The 20813-nt window shown below is 61.4% G+C and carries 23 protein-coding genes; 17 read left to right on the forward strand and 6 right to left on the reverse strand.

Annotation, left to right across the window (positions count from 1 at the left end; translation table 11 throughout):
- Nucleotides 1-171 precede the first annotated feature (171 nt).
- Complete coding sequence (locus NKK50_RS25675) at nucleotides 172-1818, reverse strand: acyl-CoA synthetase (protein WP_352544026.1); 1647 nt, start codon at nucleotides 1816-1818, stop codon at nucleotides 172-174.
- A gap of 201 nt (nucleotides 1819-2019) precedes the next feature.
- Between NKK50_RS25675 and NKK50_RS25680 the strand changes: the two genes are divergently transcribed.
- The 9 genes from NKK50_RS25680 (at nucleotide 2020) to NKK50_RS25720 (ending at nucleotide 11520) form a co-directional block, all read left to right on the forward strand.
- Nucleotides 2020-3141 (forward strand): KamA family radical SAM protein, encoded by a 1122-nt coding sequence (locus tag NKK50_RS25680; RefSeq protein ID WP_031204497.1) that lies wholly within the window; start codon nucleotides 2020-2022, stop codon nucleotides 3139-3141.
- 150 nt (nucleotides 3142-3291) lie between these two features.
- Nucleotides 3292-7101 (forward strand): methionine synthase, encoded by a 3810-nt coding sequence (gene metH, locus NKK50_RS25685; RefSeq protein WP_023743853.1) that lies wholly within the window; start codon nucleotides 3292-3294, stop codon nucleotides 7099-7101.
- A 188-nt stretch (nucleotides 7102-7289) separates the two neighbouring features.
- A complete protein-coding gene (locus tag NKK50_RS25690) occupies nucleotides 7290-7880 on the forward strand; it encodes a BA14K family protein (protein WP_352544027.1) in 591 nt (196 codons plus the stop codon).
- An 87-nt stretch (nucleotides 7881-7967) separates the two neighbouring features.
- Nucleotides 7968-8279, forward strand: a complete 312-nt coding sequence (locus NKK50_RS25695; protein WP_352544028.1) for a DUF2934 domain-containing protein — start codon at nucleotides 7968-7970, stop codon at nucleotides 8277-8279.
- A gap of 2 nt (nucleotides 8280-8281) precedes the next feature.
- Nucleotides 8282-8479: a hypothetical protein gene (locus NKK50_RS25700; protein WP_352544029.1), complete on the forward strand. Its 198-nt coding sequence runs from the start codon at nucleotides 8282-8284 to the stop codon at nucleotides 8477-8479.
- A 93-nt stretch (nucleotides 8480-8572) separates the two neighbouring features.
- Nucleotides 8573-9256, forward strand: coding sequence for a dual OB domain-containing protein (locus NKK50_RS25705; RefSeq protein WP_352544030.1), 684 nt, complete (start codon nucleotides 8573-8575; stop codon nucleotides 9254-9256).
- Between the two features lie 31 nt (nucleotides 9257-9287).
- Complete coding sequence (locus tag NKK50_RS25710) at nucleotides 9288-9908, forward strand: DUF488 domain-containing protein (protein WP_352544031.1); 621 nt, start codon at nucleotides 9288-9290, stop codon at nucleotides 9906-9908.
- A 3-nt stretch (nucleotides 9909-9911) separates the two neighbouring features.
- On the forward strand, nucleotides 9912-10358 hold the full coding sequence (locus NKK50_RS25715; protein ID WP_352544032.1) for a DUF488 domain-containing protein: 447 nt from the start codon (nucleotides 9912-9914) through the stop codon (nucleotides 10356-10358).
- Between the two features lie 217 nt (nucleotides 10359-10575).
- The gene (locus tag NKK50_RS25720) at nucleotides 10576-11520 is read left to right on the forward strand and encodes a hypothetical protein (protein WP_352544033.1); all 945 of its coding nucleotides are present in this window, start codon (nucleotides 10576-10578) and stop codon (nucleotides 11518-11520) included.
- 9 nt (nucleotides 11521-11529) lie between these two features.
- Here NKK50_RS25720 and tcmP read toward each other — a convergent pair whose 3' ends face one another.
- Both tcmP and NKK50_RS25730 read right to left on the reverse strand, forming a co-directional pair.
- Nucleotides 11530-12699, reverse strand: a complete 1170-nt coding sequence (gene tcmP / locus NKK50_RS25725) for a three-Cys-motif partner protein TcmP (RefSeq protein WP_352544034.1) — start codon at nucleotides 12697-12699, stop codon at nucleotides 11530-11532.
- Between the two features lie 18 nt (nucleotides 12700-12717).
- Nucleotides 12718-13476, reverse strand: a complete 759-nt coding sequence (locus NKK50_RS25730) for a DUF5131 family protein (RefSeq protein WP_352544035.1) — start codon at nucleotides 13474-13476, stop codon at nucleotides 12718-12720.
- A 231-nt stretch (nucleotides 13477-13707) separates the two neighbouring features.
- Here NKK50_RS25730 and minC point away from each other — a divergent pair, with 231 nt between their 5' ends.
- The 8 genes from minC (at nucleotide 13708) to NKK50_RS25770 (ending at nucleotide 20213) form a co-directional block, all read left to right on the forward strand.
- Nucleotides 13708-14538: a septum site-determining protein MinC gene (gene minC / locus NKK50_RS25735; RefSeq protein ID WP_352544036.1), complete on the forward strand. Its 831-nt coding sequence runs from the start codon at nucleotides 13708-13710 to the stop codon at nucleotides 14536-14538.
- Between the two features lie 47 nt (nucleotides 14539-14585).
- The gene (gene minD / locus NKK50_RS25740; RefSeq protein ID WP_023670342.1) at nucleotides 14586-15401 is read left to right on the forward strand and encodes a septum site-determining protein MinD; all 816 of its coding nucleotides are present in this window, start codon (nucleotides 14586-14588) and stop codon (nucleotides 15399-15401) included.
- Nucleotides 15398-15670, forward strand: coding sequence for a cell division topological specificity factor MinE (gene minE / locus NKK50_RS25745; RefSeq protein WP_023684809.1), 273 nt, complete (start codon nucleotides 15398-15400; stop codon nucleotides 15668-15670). The genes minD and minE overlap by 4 nt, the downstream gene beginning before the upstream one ends.
- 270 nt (nucleotides 15671-15940) lie before the next feature.
- Complete coding sequence (locus NKK50_RS25750) at nucleotides 15941-16387, forward strand: ArsR/SmtB family transcription factor (protein WP_352544037.1); 447 nt, start codon at nucleotides 15941-15943, stop codon at nucleotides 16385-16387.
- Nucleotides 16384-16920, forward strand: a complete 537-nt coding sequence (locus NKK50_RS25755) for an SRPBCC family protein (protein WP_352544038.1) — start codon at nucleotides 16384-16386, stop codon at nucleotides 16918-16920. Before NKK50_RS25750 ends, NKK50_RS25755 begins: the two co-directional genes overlap by 4 nt.
- A gap of 165 nt (nucleotides 16921-17085) precedes the next feature.
- Entirely contained in the window at nucleotides 17086-17667 is a 582-nt protein-coding gene (locus NKK50_RS25760; RefSeq protein ID WP_352544039.1) for a dihydrofolate reductase family protein, read from the forward strand.
- A gap of 343 nt (nucleotides 17668-18010) precedes the next feature.
- Nucleotides 18011-18892: an EamA family transporter gene (locus tag NKK50_RS25765; protein WP_023711860.1), complete on the forward strand. Its 882-nt coding sequence runs from the start codon at nucleotides 18011-18013 to the stop codon at nucleotides 18890-18892.
- Nucleotides 18893-19037: 145 nt separating this feature from the next.
- Nucleotides 19038-20213, forward strand: a complete 1176-nt coding sequence (locus tag NKK50_RS25770) for a hypothetical protein (protein ID WP_352544040.1) — start codon at nucleotides 19038-19040, stop codon at nucleotides 20211-20213.
- 90 nt (nucleotides 20214-20303) lie between these two features.
- On the opposite strand, the gene NKK50_RS25775 is transcribed toward NKK50_RS25770, so the two are convergent.
- From NKK50_RS25775 to NKK50_RS25785, 3 genes are all read right to left on the reverse strand, one after another.
- Entirely contained in the window at nucleotides 20304-20396 is a 93-nt protein-coding gene (locus NKK50_RS25775) for a hypothetical protein (protein ID WP_023689018.1), read from the reverse strand.
- 73 nt (nucleotides 20397-20469) lie between these two features.
- The gene (locus NKK50_RS25780; RefSeq protein WP_023684816.1) at nucleotides 20470-20568 is read right to left on the reverse strand and encodes a hypothetical protein; all 99 of its coding nucleotides are present in this window, start codon (nucleotides 20566-20568) and stop codon (nucleotides 20470-20472) included.
- A gap of 59 nt (nucleotides 20569-20627) precedes the next feature.
- Nucleotides 20628-20726: a hypothetical protein gene (locus NKK50_RS25785; RefSeq protein WP_023670351.1), complete on the reverse strand. Its 99-nt coding sequence runs from the start codon at nucleotides 20724-20726 to the stop codon at nucleotides 20628-20630.
- Between the last annotated feature and the right edge of the window lie 87 nt (nucleotides 20727-20813).

The raw sequence follows: 20813 nt of genomic DNA on the forward strand, positions 1-20813 counted from the left end.
CGTCTTACCGCGCCCGTTGGGGGGTTTTTGCCGGCCGGCCCTGTGGGGGGCGCCGCGCGTTACCCGCTGACCCATTTTGCAGCGCGAGACGACGTTAGCGCTTCACGCGCAACGACCCCCTCTGTCGCCTTCGGCGACATCTCCCCCTCGAGGGGGGAGATTGGCGCCTAATCACGCCTTGCGCTTCTCCACCTCCGCCTTCCTCAGCAGGAAGCGCTGGATCTTGCCGCTTGGGGTCTTCGGCAGTTCCGTGATGAACTCGACCTCGCGCGGGTAGGCGTGCGCCGACAGCCGTTTCTTGACGTGCTGGGCAAGCTCTTCGGCGAGCTCCGAATTGCCCTTGTAGGCCGGCGCCAGCACGACGAAGGCCTTGACGATCTCGGTGCGCTGCGGATCGGGCACGCCGACCACGGCCGCCTCGTTGACCGCCGGATGCTCGATCAGTGCGCTTTCGACGTCGAACGGGCCGATGCGATAGCCGGCCGAAGTGATGACATCGTCGGCGCGGCCGATGAAGGAGACCGAACCGTCCGGCTCGTACTCCACCGTATCGCCGGTGCGGTAGTAGCCGCCCGTGATCGCCGGCGTTTGCGCCTGGTGATAGCCGTCAAACCAGCGCAGCGGCGACTTCGCGATATCTACGGCGAGGATGCCGGGCTGGTTGGGGCCGAGCTCGTTGCCGGCCTCGTCCAATACCACCATGCGATATCCGGGCATTGCGAAGCCGGCCGAGCCCGCGCGCACGACATGCGAGAGCCCATGATGGTTGTTGACCATCATGCCGTTCTCGGTCTGGCCGTAATGGTCGTGAATGGGCGCGGCGAGATTTGCGTCGAACCAGCGGATGACTTCCGGGTTGAGCGGCTCGCCGGCGCTACTCACCACGCGCAGTCTGCCTTTGACACGGGCCGCAGCTTCCGCGCCTTCCGCCATCAGCAGGCGATAGGCGGTCGGCGAGCCGGCAAGGCTGGTGACGCCGAGCCGCTCGATGATGTCGTAAGTGCTCTTGGCGTTGAAGGCGCCTTCATAGAAGGTCGTGGCGATGCCCAGCTGCAACGGGCCGGTGATGGCGTAATAGAGGCCGTAGGCCCAGCCGGGGTCCGCGATGTTCCAGAAGATGTCGTCGGGCAGCAAGCCGATCGCGTCGCGCATATAGGCGCCGAAGGCGAGCAGGGCGCGAAGCGGCACCGGCACGCCCTTGGGCAGGCCGGTCGTTCCCGACGTCGACATCATCATGAACAAGTCGTCGCCCTTGCGCATCACCGGCTGGCAGTCGGGCGACGCGGTGCCAAGCGCGGCGCGGAAATCGATGTCGCCTGCAGGCAGCACATCGCCATTGCCAAGAATGGTGGCGATTTGCGCTGATCTCTGGACCTCGTCGAGCTTACCGCGATTGGCCGGGTTGGTCACCACGATCCTGGCGCCGCTATAGCCGAGGCGGTGCTCGATGGCTTTCGGACCGAAGGCGGTGAACAGCGGCTGGTAGACCGCGCCGATGCGCCACGTCCCGAGGATCAGCGCCACCAGTTCGGGGACGCGCGGCAGCATGCCGGCGACGACATCGCCGGCACCGACGCCGGCGGCCTTGAGCACATTGGCGGCGCGCCCCGACATGTCGGCGAGATCGTCGAAGCTGAATTCGCGAAGCTCGCCGCCGGCCGAGATCGCGCGCAGCGCCAGCCGGTCTTCTCCGGTGTAGCGGCCGCAGCATTCGACATAGGCATTGATGCCGGTTCCAGGGTTGCCATACAACCGCGCGATCTCATCTTCGATGCGAAAGCGCTGAACGGCATCCTCATAGCGCGGCATTTTGCTCATGGCGATCCTCCCTAGGCGGCGCCCATCTCCCCTTGGAGCGCCTTATCGGTGAGATTGCCTGAAATTGCTGCGCTGGTCGATTACGGCGATAGTCGGGGGATGCGAAGGACCGCAGCGCAGCGACAATCCGCGCTGAGCCACTGGAGTTGACCGAACCGTCCATCCGGCCGATAGCACCGCCAGAATTGCCCCGAGGCCCCAATGACCCCAGACTCAACTTTCGATGACGCGGCCATCGCCGACGAAGGACGCGATGCCGACACCGCCTGGCAAAACGACATCCGCGCGGGCGTGCGCCACGTCCGCGATCTCGCCTCCCTGCCGCTGTCACCCGCCGAGCGCGCGGCGGCGCAGGAGGCGGCCGTACGCCACAAGGTGCGTGCCCCCAAAACCTATCTCGACCTGATCGACTGGAACGATCCCGCCGATCCGATCCGCGCCCAGGTCATTCCATCGCCGGATGAGCTGACGGAAACGGAAGGCGAGCTCGACGATCCGATCGCCGACCATGCCTTCAGTCCGGTGCCGCGACTGACGCACCGCCACGCCGACCGGGTGCTGTTGTTTGCGACCTACCAATGCGCGGTCTATTGCCGTTTCTGCTTCCGCAAGGAATCCCTGACCTCGATCGGCCGCGGCTATACGCGAGAAGCGCTCGAAGAGGCTTTTGCCTATATCGAAGGCCATACCGAAATCCGCGAAGTGATCCTGACCGGCGGCGATCCGCTTTCGCTGCCGGACAAGGCGCTGGCCGAAATCCGCGCCCGTATCGAGACGATCGCGCATGTGAGGCTGCTGCGTATCCACACACGCGTGCCTGTCGTGCTGCCCGCGCGCATCACGCCGGGGCTGGTTGGCGCCTTGCAGGGCCGGCTGATGGTCACCGTCGTCACCCATTTCAACCATGCGCGGGAGATCACGCCGGCCACCGAATTGGCCTGCCGCGTCATGCGCCAGGCAGGCTTCGTGCTGCTCAACCAGAGTGTCCTGCTCAAGGGCGTCAACGACACGGTCGAGGTGCTGGAGGAACTCTGCCGCGAACTGATGTACCGGCTCGGCGTCAAACCCTATTACCTGCACCATGGCGACCTCGCGCGCGGCATGGCGCACAGGCGCACCACGATTGCGCAGGGACAGGCGCTGGCCGGCGCGCTGCGCGCCCGCCTGTCGGGCATCTGCAATCCCGTCTATGTGCTGGACCTGCCGGAAGGCGGCGGCAAGGTGCCGCTCGGGCCGTGTCATATCGAAGGACGGGACGGGCAGGATTGGCGCATCCGCGGCCAGGACGGCGAGGTGAGGCTGTATCGGGACGTCGTGGTGTAGGCAGGGCGCAGCGGCGACGATGACCGCCGCCGTCACATTGTCGATCGGGATGACCATCGCACCAAACTCTCGCCACGACGCGTTCGCCTGCATTCCGTATGTTGACATAAAGATATCCTTATGTGATGGTTGTCGCCTCAAGGATAAAAAATGTCGCAGAATTCTGCATCGCTGGACGCATTGTTCGGCCCCGTCGCGGCAAAGCCCGATGGGTCCGAAGTGCTTGCGGCGCTGACGGCAGCGGCACGCGAGCGCATCCTCATCCTCGACGGCGCCATGGGCACGCAGATCCAGGGTCTCGGTTTCGACGAGGAGCATTTTCGCGGCGAGGCATTCGCCGGCTGCGCCTGCCACCAGCAGGGCAACAACGACCTCTTGATCCTGACGCAGCCGAAGGCGATCGAGGAGATCCATTATCAATACGCCATCGCTGGCGCCGATATCCTCGAGACCAACACCTTCTCCTCGACCTCGATCGCCCAGGCGGATTACGGCATGGAGGATGCCGTCTACGCGCTGAACCGCGACGGCGCGCGGCTGGTGCGTCGGGCAGCGGCGAGGGCACAGCAGGAGGACGGCAAGCGGCGCTTCGTCGCCGGCGCGCTCGGGCCGACCAACCGCACCGCCTCGATGTCGCCCGACGTCAACAATCCCGGCTATCGCGCCGTGACCTTCGACGATCTGCGCCTGGCCTATGGCGAGCAGTTGCGCGGACTGGTCGACGGTGGCGCCGACATCATCCTGATCGAAACTATCTTCGACACGTTGAACGCCAAGGCGGCGATCTTCGCCTGCAATGAGATTTTCCTCGAAAAGGGCGTACGGCTGCCGGTGATGATTTCCGGCACCATCACCGATCTCTCCGGCCGCACCCTGTCGGGCCAGACGCCGACCGCCTTCTGGCATTCGGTGCGCCATGCGAGCCCCTTCACCATCGGCCTCAACTGCGCGCTCGGCGCCAACGCCATGCGCGCGCATCTGGCTGAAATATCGGGCGTCGCCGACACCTTCGTCTGCGCCTATCCGAATGCCGGCCTGCCCAATGAATTCGGCCGCTATGACGAGAGCCCGGACTTCATGGCCGCGCAGATCGAGGATTTTGCGCGGGAAGGGCTCGTCAACGTCGTCGGCGGCTGCTGTGGCTCGACGCCGGACCACATCCGCGCCATCGCCGAGGCTGTCAAGAAATATCCGCCACGCGCCATCCCCGAGATCGAGCGCAAGATGCGCCTGTCCGGGCTGGAGCCGTTCACGCTGACTGATGAGATTCCCTTCGTCAATGTCGGCGAGCGCACCAACGTCACCGGCTCGGCCAAGTTCCGAAAGCTGATCACGGCGGGCGACTATGTCCCGGCGCTCGACGTGGCGCGCGACCAGGTCGCCAATGGCGCACAGATCATCGACATCAACATGGATGAAGGCCTGATCGATTCGAAAAAGGCGATGGTCGAGTTCCTCAATTTGATCGCCGCCGAACCCGACATCGCCCGTGTTCCGGTGATGGTCGACTCCTCGAAATGGGAGATCATCGAGGCCGGGCTGAAATGCGTGCAGGGCAAGCCACTGGTCAACTCCATCTCGATGAAGGAAGGCGAGGAAGCCTTTCTGCATCATGCGAAGCTGGTGCGCGCCTACGGCGCGGCGGTGGTCGTCATGGCCTTCGACGAGGCCGGTCAGGCCGACACCAAGGCGCGCAAGGTCGAGATCTGCACCCGCGCCTACAATCTGCTCACCGAACAGGCCGGTTTCCCGCCCGAAGACATCGTCTTCGACCCCAATGTCTTCGCGGTCGCCACCGGCATAGAGGAGCACGACAATTACGGCGTCGACTTCATCGAGGCCGCCGGCGAGATCACCGCCACGCTGCCGCATGTGCATATCTCGGGCGGCGTCTCGAACCTGTCCTTCTCCTTCCGCGGCAACGAGCCGGTGCGCGAGGCGATGCACGCGGTGTTCCTCTACCATGCCATCCAGCGCGGCATGGATATGGGCATCGTCAATGCCGGCCAGCTTGCCGTCTACGACACGATCGAACCGGGACTGCGCGAGGCTTGCGAGGACGTCGTGCTCAACCGCGCGCCCAGGGCCGGCGGCACCGCCACCGAACGCATGCTGGAGATCGCCGAGCGTTTCAAGGGCACGGCCGGCAAGGAAGCCAGGGAGCGCGATCTCGCCTGGCGCGACTGGACAGTCGAGCAGCGGATTTCGCATGCGCTGGTCAACGGCATCACCGAATTCATCGACGCCGACACCGAAGAGGCGCGGCTTGCGGCCGAGCGGCCTCTGCATGTCATCGAAGGCCCGCTGATGGCCGGCATGAATGTCGTCGGCGATCTGTTCGGCGCTGGAAAGATGTTTCTGCCGCAAGTGGTGAAGTCGGCGCGCGTGATGAAGCAGGCGGTGGCCGGATTGCTGCCGCACATGGAGGCGGAAAAACTGGCGAATGCCGCCAATGGGATCGACAATGGCGAGCGCCAGACGGCCGGCAAAATCCTGATGGCGACGGTGAAGGGCGATGTCCACGACATCGGCAAGAACATCGTCGGCGTCGTTCTGGCGTGCAACAATTACGAGATCATCGATCTCGGCGTCATGGTGCCGGCGGCGAAGATCCTGCAGACGGCTCGCGAGCAAAATGTCGACATCATCGGCCTGTCCGGCCTGATCACCCCGTCGCTGGACGAGATGGTGCACATGGCCGCCGAGATGGAGCGCGAAGGCTTCGACATTCCGCTTTTGATCGGCGGCGCGACAACCAGCCGCGTGCACACGGCGGTGAAGATCCATCCCCGCTACTCCAGGGGACAGACGGTCTATGTCAATGACGCCAGCCGGGCGGTCGGCGTCGTCTCGTCCTTGCTGTCGAAGGAGACCAAGGGCGGCTACGTCGACACAGTGCGGGCCGAGTACAAAAAGGTCGCTGACGCGCATGCCCGCTCCGAGGCCGACAAGCAGCGGCTGCCGCTGGCCAAGGCCAGGGCCAATGCGCACAGGGTGGACTGGTCCGCCTATGAACCGCCGAAGCCGTCCTTCACCGGCGTGAAAGTGTTCGAGAACTGGGACCTGACTGAGCTCTCGCGCTACATCGACTGGACGCCGTTCTTCCAGACCTGGGAGTTGAAAGGGCGTTACCCCAAGATCCTCGACGACGAGAAGCAGGGACCGGCGGCACGCCAGCTTTTCGAGGATGCGCAGGCGATGCTGACAAAAATCATCGCGGAAAAATGGTTCGCGCCGCGCGGCGTCATCGGCTTCTGGCCGGCGAACGCCGTCGGCGACGACATCAGGCTGTTCACGGATGAGGCGCGCTCGCAGGAGCTTGCCACTTTCTTCACGCTGCGCCAGCAGCTGATCAAGCGCGACAGCAAGGCCAATGTCGCGCTGTCGGATTTCGTCGCACCGGCCGACAGCGGCAAGCCGGACTATATCGGCGGCTTCATCGTCACCGCGGGGATCGAGGAGGTGGCGATCGCCGAGCGCTTCGAGCGCGCCAATGACGATTATTCCTCGATCATGGTCAAGGCGCTGGCCGATCGTTTCGCCGAAGCTTTTGCCGAGCGCATGCACGAGAAGGTGCGCAAGGAATTCTGGGGCTATGCATCAGACGAGAAGCTGGCGCCCGACGAACTGATCGGCGAGCCTTATCGCGGCATCCGCCCCGCGCCCGGCTATCCCGCGCAGCCCGATCATACCGAGAAGGCGACCTTGTTCCGGCTGCTCGACGGCGAGCGCAATGCCGGCGTCGGCCTGACCGAGAGCTATGCGATGTGGCCGGGCTCGTCTGTGTCCGGCATCTATCTCGCCCATCCCGAAAGCTATTATTTCGGCGTCGCCAAAGTCGAGCGCGACCAGGTCGAGGACTATGCCCGCCGCAAAGCCATGCCGCTGGCCGATGCCGAGCGCTGGCTTGGGCCGATCCTCAACTATGTGCCCGTGGATTATGCCGAGGCGGCGGAATAGCCGGGACGTGATCTGGCCCAATGGCTCGACCGCTCCCTTGATTTTCACCGTCGAAAGAAATCGCGCCGCACCCGGTTCTCGGCGAGCTGCCGGTTGTGGGTCGGTCAGACTTAGGTCCCTCGCGCCTGCTTTTCTGGAACAAGCCGTGATGTCCCGCATTTTATTGGCAGGGACACAAGGAGTGTCGAGTGAAAGCGATTTTGGGACTGGTCGGCGGCTTCGTGCTGACCCTTGCGGTGTTCGGCAGCGGGCTGGTTTTCGCAGCCTGGCTGCTTGCCGCCAAGCCAGCGCGGGAGGCAAGGCCGACCGTCAGCGTGGCGGAACTGTGGACCCGGAAAGCGCGGCCGGTGGACAAGACGGCGCAGGACTTCGAACGTGTGCCGCCCGAGCAGTCCGCGCCTTCCGACATCGCCGCCAAGGAGCCAGCCCAGGACCCGGCCAGGCAGCAGCCCGATCCCACCGTCACCGGCGCCATCGCGCGGACCGAACTGCCGCCGCCGCATCTCGCCTGGTGCGCCAGCCGATACCGCTCCTACGATCCCGACGACAACAGTTACATGTCATACAGTGGACAGCAGCGCACCTGCGTATCGCCCTATCTCGCCGCCGACCGCGTCGCGCCGCGAGAGGCAAGCTATGTCGAGGGCGCGGGCGCCTACGCGGCTGCCGGCGGCGAACCGGACCATGTCGCCTCCTGCTTCAGCCGCTATCGCTCCTACCGTCCGGAAGACAACAGCTACCAGCCATATTCCGGCGGGCCGAGACGGCAATGCGAATAGCCAGCGCGAAGGGCGCCGCGAACGATTGCGACCGCGCGATTTCTGGGATCGTTCGGATCGTCCTCAAAGCCCAGGGGAGGAACCACCATGGAAGACGACCGCCATCACAAGATACAGCAGCGCGCCTACCAGATCTGGGAGCGCGAAGGCACTGGCGACCCCGAGCACCACTGGCACCGGGCCGAGGCCGAAATCGACCGCGAAGCAGCCCTGCCGCTGACCGCCGACGACGCCCTGCCGCGCGAGATCGCCAGCACCGACGTCCTGACCGTCGAGGAACTCGCCGTGCGCACCGGCATATCGGGCGACGAGGCACAGGAGCTGATCGACAGGCTGGGCGCGGACAGGGCGGCGGTTGAGCAGGCGGCGAGGGGGCTGAAGGTCAGGCGGAAATTCTGAGAATGAGATGGCCCAGCAAACTAAAAGACGAAAAATACCGGCCTCTATTCGAGGAAGAAGGACGAACAGACCGGCAAGCAGCGGAGAAGCGTGTACAGTTCGCTCTCTTAAAATATGACAACGGCGAAGGCAAAATCATCGTATTGGCGACAACCGATATTGAAAGGAGTGTTTCAGGCAGGTTTGTGGAAGATGGATAATATTCCAAGAGAAATGACTTGATTAAAGAACGTAACTTACGGATAGAGTATCACATGGGGAGATCAAACGAGAAGAAGTAAGGGAGTGGGGGAATGCCGGTTGCATATCGGAAGGTGATAATATGCCTAGCGAATTCAAGAAAGATTTCCGGGAGATGTGTTGCTGGAAAAGAGGTTAATGAGCAAGGTGTGGGTGGGTGGGTCCGCCCTGTGAGCGAGAGAGAGAACGGAGAACTGTCTGAGGCAGACCGACGCTTCGAGGACGGTGCCGACCCGAAACTGCTTGACGTAATATCAATTCCTATGAAGCGGCCAAACCCGCATGAGTTCCAGGTTGAAAACCACGTCATAGATGACGGTTATTATTGGAAGAGAATTCGTACCGCGACTGCGGATGAGGTGGCAGCTGCAATCGATCATGTTAACGGCCCTCTTTGGGACAACCAGTCGTCCAGCTACAATGGCCAGCATGATAGGGTGTCCGAAGCTCAGGCGAATCAGCTCGGGTATTCACTTTGTCTGATACCGGTAGATGATTTACAGGTGCATATAGGGGTGGAAGGCGCCGAATTTGGGAATGGCAAACGAAGGGTGCGAGGCCTTTTCACGTTCAACGGAGCGCAATATCTACTGAGCATAACCGACTCAGTTGTGGAAAGGCGATATCTGGCGGGCAAGGATGGAACTTTCGACCTTGGCGCTGCCACTCTTTCCATTAGTTTGGGAGAGCCGTGGCAAGGGTACGCCTACAAACTGATAGCGGCGGTTCTTCCCTGAACTAAGCGGGCCCTACCCGTAGGACGATAAAATGAAGGCAGCCTGCGAAATTTTTACAATCGGCCATTCGAACCTTAGCTATGAGGCTTTCTTGTCGCTGCTTCGGCAAGCTGGCGTAACCGCAATCGCTGATGTCCGTACGTCGCCTTTTTCACGCCGCTCTCCTCAGTTCAGTCAGCCCCAACTCAAGAACGAGCTCCCGCTAGATGGCGTCGCCTACTCCTTCTTGGGTAAGGAGCTTGGTGGTCGGCCGACAGGTAAACAGTTCTACTGCGAGGGTGTGGCAAACTATGAACGCATGGCGAAGTCCTCGGACTTCAAGCGTGGGATTCAGCGTGTGCTTGAGGGTGCCCAGAAATATCGCATTGCGCTGATGTGTTCCGAGCATGATCCTCTGGATTGCCATCGCTGTCTGCTGGTGGGTCGGGTTCTTTCCGAGCGTGGCCTGGCAATTAGACATATCTTATCAAACGGAAAAATCCTTGATCAGAAAGATATCGAGGAAAAGCTTTTGAATTTAGAAGGCAAGCAAGATGAAGATCTATTCGTTTCGCGTGAAGATCGACTGGCGGCGGCTTATCGGGATCGGGCTCTAAAAGTAGCGTACTCAGAACCGCAAAATAACACCTCAGGTCACATGGCTGCGGAGTAGGTTTTGGAAAAGGTCAGCGTTTCTACGATTGGTTTTACAAAATCGAACGCCGAGAATTTTTTTGAGCGTCTTTTAAAAGCGGGGGTAAAGCGAGTTGTTGATGTCCGTTTGCACAACACTTCACAGCTTGCAGCTTTCGCCAAAGCCGATGATTTGGCATATTTTTTAAAGAAAATAGGTGGAATTCAATATGTCCATCAACCTTTGCTTGCTCCAACCGATAATATTCTAAAGGCCTACAAAAAGGAGAAGGGTGATTGGAGCGTATATCAAGAGCGTTTCTTGCATTTAATGGCGGAGCGAAAAATCGAGCAACGTCTAAAGCCAGAGATGCTGGCGGGTGCCTGCTTACTTTGTTCCGAGGCTACTCCACATCACTGTCATCGGCGCCTCGTTTGCGAGTATCTGAATGACAAATGGGGCGACGCACTAAGCGTTAGGCATCTTTAGCTGCACGCGCTGACCTGCTGGTACGGCAATTGTGGTCCTAGGTATCCGATAGAAACGACATCTCTTCAGCCCAGCACCTTTCCATGCATTGAAGCCCGAGCACAAGACCATCACTTAGAGTCCAGAGGCGCTACAGCCATCATAGTATTGATTGATGCGGCTGCTACTGATGCGATTCCCCGCTGCCGGATAGCTCGAGGCAAGCCATGGTTCCACAATGACAACCCATGATGATTGGCGGCTTTTCACGATCAAGAATATCCAGACACGGCGCCTCTGGGGTTGGGGCTACTCTATTCAAAAATTTGTCAGCATGGGGGAACCACGTCAAAGGAAATCTGATCGGCTCTTGATTGCATCCGACTATGGAGGCGATCACCCCCGATCCACGCATCAAATCTACTGCTATCTGGTAGTCCGGCGCGTTGATTTCGAACGGCTTTCGAGTATCAGCTCTATTCGCCGCACCGCGCTCAAGGACAATCGAACGATGTCCTATAAACGCCTTGATGATCCGCGACGTCAGGAGGCGCTGGTACCATTCTTGGCGGCTGCTTCCGAAGTCGACGGTCATCTCGTCGCCATCGCCGTCGATAAGAAGAAAAAGTGGCTGTCCACGGTTCCTGGGTCGATGGACGACATTCAAAAAGCGCTCGGCCTGAAGGCATCCTGGAATCCGCGGTCATTCGAAGCGATGATGCGAAAAGTGCATTTTGCGTCCATCCTGCTGTCGATCTGGTCGCGCCCGCATGGGAATGTCACATGGATTACTGACGAGGATGAGTTCGTTGCCAATGACGCGCGGCATGACGATGCTCTACAGGCAGCTGCGCGAATGTCATCTCTCTATTTCTCTCATCCCATGGGTGTTTTCCGCCTGAACACTACCGGCCAAGACCCGAGCGACAGAGAATATGAGGATCTTTGCGCAATACCTGACCTGGCGGCCGGGATGCTGTCTGAAATCTCAACACGCCTCACAAAAGATGGAGTTTGGGAAGACAAGCTGAAGCGGGTGCTTGATGTTGCACTACCCTTTAAGACGGACCTTATTGCCGATTGGTTTTGGGATGAAGGAATGCGCCTCCGAAAGACCCTTGTCAGCATCGATGTCGAAGGAGCGCGTTTCGGAGTGCGCAAGGTTTGGATGACGGCCAAGTGAGTAGACTTACTAAGAGCTTGCAATTTCGGGAGCTGGAATGCAAAGCCTGATCGGATCGGTGTCGTCAGGCTTCCTGATCCTATTCCCCCTGTCTTTCCAAGTAGGCCTAATGATTGCACGCTTAGCTAGCTCAACGCAGATGTCCTTTGCGTCTGTCTTCCGCAACATGAAAAGCTCAAGCATATCTGGCCACATATCCTCAAATAGCTCGTCAACCTCCGATCCCCTCAGTCGTTTCTCTAGCCATGCTGTCGCGGCTTCCTGCTCTACTGCGCACTGGATGTCGACCGCATTGGAAGGATTCAAATCACCCGCTTTGAAGAGCAAACTCTGGCCAGTAGCCTCGATTTTGGCCAGACGGCTCTCAAGTCGTCGAAACTCGTGATCTCGCAACGCCCGGTGTTCAATACCTCGATAGATCTCCAAACCCTTCGGGTGGCGCGTCCCGTAGGTGATGCAGAAATGGGTGCGATCAGACAATTTTTTAATCGGCGTAGAGACTACCCTCTCGAAGGCGCCCGCTTCTTTGAACTCCTTCCGAAACAGGCGTTCAGCTGCCTCTCCCGGAGGTAGCGAGCGGTCGATCCTATTGCGCCATCCCGGGCGAAGGATGCCGTTAAAAGACGCAGTGATCGTTTCGTCGTCCCATGAGGTGAAACGGCTGATGTGGTCATACATGAAGTTTACGAGTGTCTCACTTGCGGGTCGCGCCAGCAGGGGGCCGATACGATCGAATGCGTAATCGGTCCAGCCTGTGGGATCGATGAAAGTGAGCGTCATGCCTTGAGCAAACTTCATAATTGCCGGGATCGATTCCTCGAATCGCCCGTTGAAAGTCTCTACGCAAAAGCTATCCGCTTCATCGTGATGTATGGTAACAGCCGACTGCAACTGGGTGAATGCAGCTTCATCCTTCTCGACGAAGAAGCACTTGATCGTCGGGCGCAAGCCCCGAGCCCTAAGCTGAATCCGTATTTTCTTCAGGACGCCTATAGCGATCATGAATGAAGTGTCAGAGAAATCTGCCTTGCGCGACATCCAAGGGCCAGAAAAACCGTCAACATAAGTCAGCGTCGAGAACGCCCCCTGTAAAGTGATCAGGGAGAGCTCCTGAAGATAATGGCGGAGGATGAAATGCTTGGCTGCTGTCTGCTCCCTAAGGAAGTATGTATTGTCCATCCAAGTCCTCGTGGCGTGCTATTCAGCTGCTGCGGAAATCCCTTCCCGAATCGAGTTCGCAATAGGTAATTGGTTCCACTCTTCTCCGTCCAGTATCCGCCCACCGCTTTTAGGCCTGCTCCCGCCCCATTGTTTGAAGAAGAATGCGACTCCAGCATCATTACATTGGTCGCGTACTTCCCTCACCCACTCTGGATTCAGAGGTCGCGCTTTCGGGCCGCTTTCGCCGCCTACAATGACCCAATCGATTCCTTCGAGATTGATTGTGCCCATAGGCCCAATCAGTGGCTCGACCGACAGGAATCGGATCGAGGCATTCATCTGCTGCATATGCCGGATACGAGATTTCCGGCTGCCATCCTCGACCGAGGTACCTAGCCATACGTGCGGCGGTGCAGCATCCGCGCCGTAACGCTTATTCACGTAGTCGCGCATCCGGGAACTACGCTTCGTGAGAACCTGAAACGTATGCCAGTCTGCTTGTTCCATGGTGTCGAAGACGCCGTCTACGAACTCCAGAGGAATTCCTTTGTGAAAAAGGTCGCTCATAGAGTTGACGAAGATCATCTTCGATTGTTTCCATGAGAGAGGCTGGAGCATTCTTTCCGGTCGCAGAATGAGATCGAAACCCAGCTCGAAAGGATGCCCGGAAACGCCTCGGAAGCGCTCCGAGAAGCGTTCCGCGTAACAGTTGTCACAACCGGCGCTAATCTTCGTACAGCCTGTAACGGGGTTCCACGTCGCATCTGTCCATTCAATGGATGTGGTGCTAGCCATATTATATTCTCCCAGAACATAAAGAGAACACATAATGTCTTTACTCGGTTAGAGAAGTGTTAAGGCTAATAAATTGTTTGCCGATTACCATGTTTGGGGAACGACCATGGCGAGAACTCGAAATTTGCGATGAATCCTCGGATTGAAGCGCTAGCTCCCGTCCCCCTCCCGTTAACCTTTCATTAACCATACCACCGCTAGCGTTTACCTCTCAGTAAGGAATCGCCCGCCGTGACCTTTGCCGCTCCCCTCGAGGCCAAATCCATTCGCTTTCGCGCCCGCTCCTTCGTCGCTTTCACGCTGACGCCGGAGGCGCCTTTGGATGTGTGGCTGGAGAGCCTCGATCGCTGGGTCGGCAATTCGCCGGGCTATTTTGCCGGGCGCCCGGTGGTGCTCGATCTGAACGTGCTGAAGCCTGATGTCGTCGCCATCGAAGCGCTGGTCGATCTGCTCGGCCAGCGCGGCATTCGCATCTATGCCATCGAGCTCGACGGCGGCGCCGAGCTTGGCGCGCATCTGCCGCCGGTGCTGGTCGGCGCCAAGGAGGCGACCACCGACGGTCTGCTGCAGCCGAGCCGCAAGGCGGGCAGGGCGGAGGACGCCACGCCGGCAGGCGATACGAAGGCGGCCGGTGACATCAAGACAGAGGCCGGCGATTTGAAGGCGGGCGATTTGAAACCGGCGAGCGATGCCAGGGCACAGCCGAGAGACGCCAAAATTGCAGCACCCGACGCCGGCACGTTGATGATCCGCTCGCCGATCCGTTCGGGCCAGCTGATCTTCCATCCGCACGGCGATGTCATCGTGCTGGGCTCGGTCGCGTCCGGATCCGAGATCGTCGCCACCGGCTCGATCCATGTCTATGGCACGCTGCGCGGCCGCGCTTCGGCAGGCGCTCAAGGGAACACGGCGGCGCGTGTCTTCTGCCGCAGGAACGAGGCCGAGCTTCTCTCGGTCGATGGCTGGTATTGCACGGCCGAGGAGATGGACCCGTCGGTCCGGGGCAAGCCTGTGCAGGCATTTCTCGACAACGGTATGCTGCGCATCGCCCCTTTCAGCTAATGCGTCGCCCGACAACGACATAACGAACAACAACGGAGGCTTTATTGATGGGCAAGGTAGTGGTGGTCACCTCGGGCAAGGGGGGCGTCGGCAAGACGACCTCTACCGCGGCTCTGGGGGCGGCGGTCGCCAAGACCGGCAAGAAGGTGGCGCTGGTCGATTTCGATGTCGGCCTGCGCAACCTCGATTTGATCATGGGCGCCGAACGGCGCGTGGTGTTCGATCTCGTCAACGTCATCCAGGGCTCGGCAAAGCTGTCGCAGGCGCTGATCCGCGACAAGCGGGTCGAGACGCTGTTCCTGCTGCCGGCCTCGCAGACGCGCGACAAGGATGCGTTGACCGAGGAGGGCGTGGCCGAGGTCATCGGCAAGCTGCGCTCGGTGTTCGACTATGTCTTCTGCGACAGCCCAGCCGGCATCGAGCGCGGCGCGCAGCTCGCCATGCGCTTTGCCGACGAGGCGGTCATCGTCACCAATCCGGAAGTGTCGTCGGTGCGCGATTCCGACCGCATCATCGGCCTGCTCGATTCCCGCACCTTGCGCGCCGAGGAGGGCGAGCAGATCGCCAAGCATGTGCTGGTCACGCGCTACGATGCGGGACGCGCCGCGCGCGGTGAAATGCTGTCGATCGACGATGTGCTGGAGATCCTGTCGGTGCCGCTGCTCGGCATCATTCCGGAAAGCCAGGATGTGCTGCGCGCCTCCAACCTCGGTTCGCCGGTGACGCTGTCGGAGCCGCTGAATGCCGCTGCCAAGGCTTACATCGACGCGGCCAAGCGGCTCGAGGGCGAACAGCTGCCGGTCATCGTGCCCTTCGAGCGCAAGGGCTTCCTCGATCGTCTTTTGGGAAGGAGGGCGGCATGAACCTGCTCGACATCTTCAAGCGGCGCACCAGCGCGCCGGTGGCGCGCGAACGGCTGCAAGTGCTTCTCGCCTATGAGCGCCGCAACCGCAGCCAGCCCGATCTCGTCTCCATCCTGCGCGAGGAGATCATGGCGGTGATCGCCAAGCATGTGCAGATCGACCAGGACTATCTGCAAGTCTCGATGGACCGCGGCGAGACCATGTCGACGCTGGAGATCGACATCCAGATCCCCAACAAGAGCGCAGTGCCGCTGGCCATGGCTGGGTGAGGGCACTTTACCCTCCCCCTTGTGGGGAGGGTCGATCCGCAAAGCGGATCGGGGTGGGGGTCTGCGCGGACCTCCGCCATCTTGGGTTCCTCTCCCAGACTTTCGTGAGGGAAGAGGAAATCCACATCCCCCACGGTCAGCGCTAGTACCCCCACCCGGACCTACGGTCCGACCTCCCCACAAGGGGGAGGTAGGGGGCCAGCGCCTCTCCCCAAAACACATTCAACCAACTAGTTGACTATCTAAAATCTCGCCTCTATATTCAACTACATGGTTGAATTAGAGACGCCCCAGATGGACCAGGTTTTTCACGCCCTTGGCGACGCCACGCGCCGGAACATGCTTAACCACCTCGCCGGCGGCGAGCGTACGGTGAGCGAGCTGGCTCAACCCTTTGCCATGTCGCTGGCCGCCGCCTCCAAGCACATCAAGGCGCTGGAGCATGCCGGGCTGATCCGGCGCGAAGTGCGCGGGCGCACCCATGTCTGCCGCCTCGAGGCCCGCCCGCTGGCCACCGCCTATCAGTGGCTCGGCCAATACGCGCGTTTCTGGAACAGCCGCCTCGATGTCCTCGAACAGCTTTTGCGCGAGGAGGCGGGGCGCAAAACGTCGACGACGCAGACAACGCCGGCACCGGCAAATCCAGAACCATCCAAGCCGGAATTACCCAGGCCAACATCATCCAAGCCAACATCATCCGAGGGAGACGACCGATGAATCAGATGAACAGCTTCGACGGCTACGCCCAGCTGATCCAGCCGGCCACTTTGAGGATCGAACGGCTTTTGCCCGGAACCAGGGAGCGCGTCTGGGAATATCTGACGCAGAGCGACCTGCGCCGCCAATGGCTGGCGGCCGGCGACATGGAGATGGAGGAAGGCTCTTCCTTCGAGCTGGTCTGGCGCAACGACGAACTGACCGACCCGCCCGGCGTGAGGCCGGCCAGCTTCAGTGGCGGCGAGCAGCGGATGCACAACCAGATCGTCGAGTGCGACCCGCCGCGTAAGCTCACCATCACCTGGAACGGCAGCGGCAATGTCACGTTCGAATTGGCGCAGCGCGGCGACGACGTCCTGCTCACCCTGGTCCACCGCCGCCTGCCGGACCGCTCGAGCCTGATGATGCATGCCGCAGGCTGGCACGTGCATCTCGACCTCCTGGTTGCCCGCGTGGCGGCCGAGAAGCCCGAACCGTTCTGGGACAGCTTTAGCCGTATCGTGGCGGAATACGACCGGCGCCTGCCGGCCTGACCTGACCTGACGCATCGCCCGGCCCAACCGGGCACCATCGATCCCTTGCGCCGGATGCCGGCGCAAGGGTCGGCGAAACACGCGCCTTCGCCAGACACCGCGGCGCGCCAGCGGAAATGAAACCAGGCAACGTGCTTGCATCCCGCAAGCCCGAAGGAGGAAGTCATGCGTAAATTGATCACCGGAATGAAGATCTCCATCGACGGCAAGATGGAAGGCCCCGAAGGCTTTGCCGACTGGGTCGACAACTGGTCGGAGGAATACGGCCTGATGCCTGAGATCGACGCCTGCCTGCTCGGCGGCGTCATGTATGCCGGTTATGAGCGCTACTGGAGCGCGATCCTTGAGAACGAGCCGGACCAGCCATTGCCGATGACCGGCAGACTGGTCGACCCGGCCGAACTCGAATGGGCGCGCTTTGCCGCCAAGACACCGCACTATGTGCTGTCGAACACCATGACTTCGGCCGCCTGGGCCTCGACGCGCTTCCTGCGCAGCCTCGACGACATCGCGGCGCTGAAGCGCGAGCCCGGCAAGGACATCTACCTCATGGGCGGCGCGAGCATCACCGCCAGCCTGATCGGGGCGGGGCTAGTGGATGAAATGCGGCTCATCGTTTATCCGCTGCTCGCCGGCGAAGGCAAGGCGCTGTTCGGCACGGTGCACGCCCGGCACGGACTGGAACTGCGCCAGGTCGGCCAGCTGTCGGATGGGCGGGTGAGCCTGGTGTATGGGCTGGCGAGCTAGCTTCTTTTCCTCTCCCTCCGGAGGGGGGAGAGGTGGCGCCGCGAAGCGGCGACGGAGTGGGGGAAGGCGCTCATGAAACCCACGGTCGCCGCAAAACAGGAGCGACGGAAGCGAGCGCGAAACGCCTGCAAGCAGGCAATCAGGCGGATGAACGGTCGACCCCCACTCCGTCGAGCTACGCTCGACACCTCTCCCCCGATCGACGGGGGAGAGGAAATGCGTCGGCGTTCGCCTCCCACCCTTGCCCTATCAACAGCCCGCTCGTGCCACACGACAGCCAGGCCCTTTATCCCTATCTCCAGCCTGCGCTACGGCCGGCTGGTCGCGTGGAGAGGGACTGGAATTGACGTCGACGTCGATTGCCGCAGCTGAAGCGAAGGCCTTGCCGATCGGCGCGTTGCTTGGCGCCATGGTGTCGATCCAGATCGGCGCCACCTTCGCCAAGAGCCTGTTTCCGCTGATCGGCGCCAACGGCACCACGGCGCTGCGGCTGGCCTTGGGCGCGCTGATGCTGGCGGCGGTGCTGAGGCCGTGGCGGGTGCGGCCGTCGCGCGCCGTGCTGCCCTGGCTCATCGCCTATGGCGTCAACCTCGCGGCGCTGAACCTGCTGTTTTATGCAGCGCTCGCCAGAATCCCGCTCGGCGTCGCGGTGGCGCTCGAATTCTCCGGCCCGCTGCTCGTGGCGACGCTGTCGTCGCGGCGCGCCACCGACTTCGTCTGGGTGGTGCTGGCCGTTGCCGGCATATTGCTGTTGTCGCCCTTCATCCACTCCGGCAGTGCACTCGACCCGATCGGCGTGATGCTGGCGCTGGCCGCCGGCGGCTGCTGGGCGCTCTACATCGTCTTTGCGCAAAAGGCGGGCGCCGAGCTTGGCAGCCAGACCACGGCTTACGGGCTGGTCATTGCCGCTGCTCTCGCCCTGCCGTTCGGCCTCGCCGAGGCGGGTACCGGCCTGATCGCACCCGCGATCCTGGTCAGCGCGCTGCTGGTCGGGCTGTTCTCCAGCGCCTTGCCGTTCTGGCTGGAGATGGTGGCGCTGACCCGGATGCCGGCCAGGCTCTACGGCACGCTGACTTGTCTGGAGCCGGCGCTGGGCGCGCTGGCCGGCTTCCTGTTCCTGCACGAGATCCTGAGCCCGTTGCAATGCGCGGGCATCGCCGCCGTGGTCGTCGCCGCCTTCGGAGCCGCGCTGACCACCAAGCCGCCGGTGCCGTCGCCGGAATAGTTGCCTGAAATGGGTATGTGACGCCGATGCCGTGGTCCGCCGATCCCGTGTCCGGTTGCTCAAGCGCCCGCAGCATCGATATATGGATCGATGTATGCGCAGGAGATTCAGATGAGCAGGGCCGACAGCATTGCTTGAGCCGTCCGTGATCAAGGCAATACTCCTTGTCGGGTTCGCCGCTGTCGTTGCGGCTCTCGCCTGGCGGCTGGCGCGGTCTCGTCGCAGAGCCCGGCTTCGTGAAGATCCGGCCAACGACTACGCCGTGCGCCGCGACTGGTCGGGCAACCACGGCAAGCTCAATCATTCGACCTTTGTCTATTTCGATGCCGATCGCGACGGCCGCTACGGGCTCGGCGACCGCCCGATGGCCGGCATCATGGTCAGACTGCATGATGGCGACGGCCGCTTCGTCGCCGCGGCGCGGAGCAATCGCGGCGGCTTTGCCAATTTCCTGGCGTCGACGAAACGTCGGGCCGCGCTCATCCATGTGCCGGGCAGCTACCGCTTCACCGTGTCTCTGCCGCCCGGCTGGCGCTCGAGCAGCGCCAACGAAGTACAGTCGCAGCACCTCCGGCCGCTGCCAGGCTCGCCCACCGGGCTGGTGTCGGACGCAATGCTGCAGCCGGTCGGCCTGTTTGCGATACGCCGGCTCAGCGGCCGCGTAGCGGACGGTGTTTCGACGAGCATCTCGGTGATGGCGAAAGGGCAAGAGGTGGCGGTGCATCCGCTAAGTGCTGGCGCTGGCTTCCGTCTCGATCTGCCCGATGACGCCGACGCGATCGAAATCACCGGCGGTGGCATGGAACGACGACTGGCCTTGTCGGCCTACCCGACCGAGCTCGGCCTGCTGTCGCCCGAGAACGCGGCTGTCGACAGCGCCGCGTCCTTGCAGGCCATCGGTTTCGACGATGTCACGACGCGCGGCCTGCGCAAGGTGCCGTCCGGTTATGCCGGGTTGACCTGGTTCAACCTGAACGCACTGGCGCGCGATCATACCGAAGGCAGCGAAGGCTACGTCAACGGCAATATCTCGGGAGACCATGTCTGCTATACGAGCAGCGGACACCCGGCTGAATTCTCGAGCGACAAACCGTTCGGGTTCCATTCCGTGATGCTGACAGCGGCATGGTTGAAGTCCGAAGGCGAAACCGCACTGGTCGAGAGCTGGCTTGGCGACCGGCTGATCGCCAGCGACACGATCGTCCTGTCGGCACTGGCGCCCGTCCACTATGCGCCGATGCTGGCGGCGGTGACGCGCGTGCGCCTCTCCACGAGCCACTATTGGCAGCTCGTGCTCGACGATCTGGTGGTTGTGCGCTGAACGGTCCCGCCGCCTGCGGGAGATCATGCTCCGGAAACGATCAAGCCGCCCGACTCTGCCAGGAGGATCTCGATCTACCGGGGAACGAGTTTAGCCCGGAATAGGAGCAGAAGCGCCGTTCGCGGTGATCTGCGAGAGCTTGCCCTTCTTGACCAGCACCGGCTTGGAATAGGTCTTCCTCATTTTCCACTCTCCACGTCGGGCACCCAAAGCCCTGTTCCCGGCCAGACGGCACGAGGCGTCGGATAATCGGCTGCTAGACGGCGACCGGCCCGGAGCCGTTACCATTGTCGGCTGTAACCTGCGAGAGCTTGCCCTTCTTGACCAGCACCGGCTTCGAATAGGTCTTCTTCATGCCGCATCTCCAGTGTCAGGCGAGGCCGCCAGATCAGGCGACAGTCCGACTCAACGACTTCACTCGATCGGGCCGGAACCCGCTCCATTGGCGAGCGCCGTAACCTGCGAAAGCTTGCCTTTTTTGACCAGAACAGGCTTCGAATAGGTTTTCTTCATAGTGAATCCTCCAAGCTTACGCGATAATGCCAGACGGATCGGCACTGTCAACCTTCGCGGCGCCGTCGTCCCGCCCCGGGTTTTCTC

Source organism: Mesorhizobium sp. M0001, assembly GCF_040324255.1.
GTDB lineage: Bacteria > Pseudomonadota > Alphaproteobacteria > Rhizobiales > Rhizobiaceae > Mesorhizobium.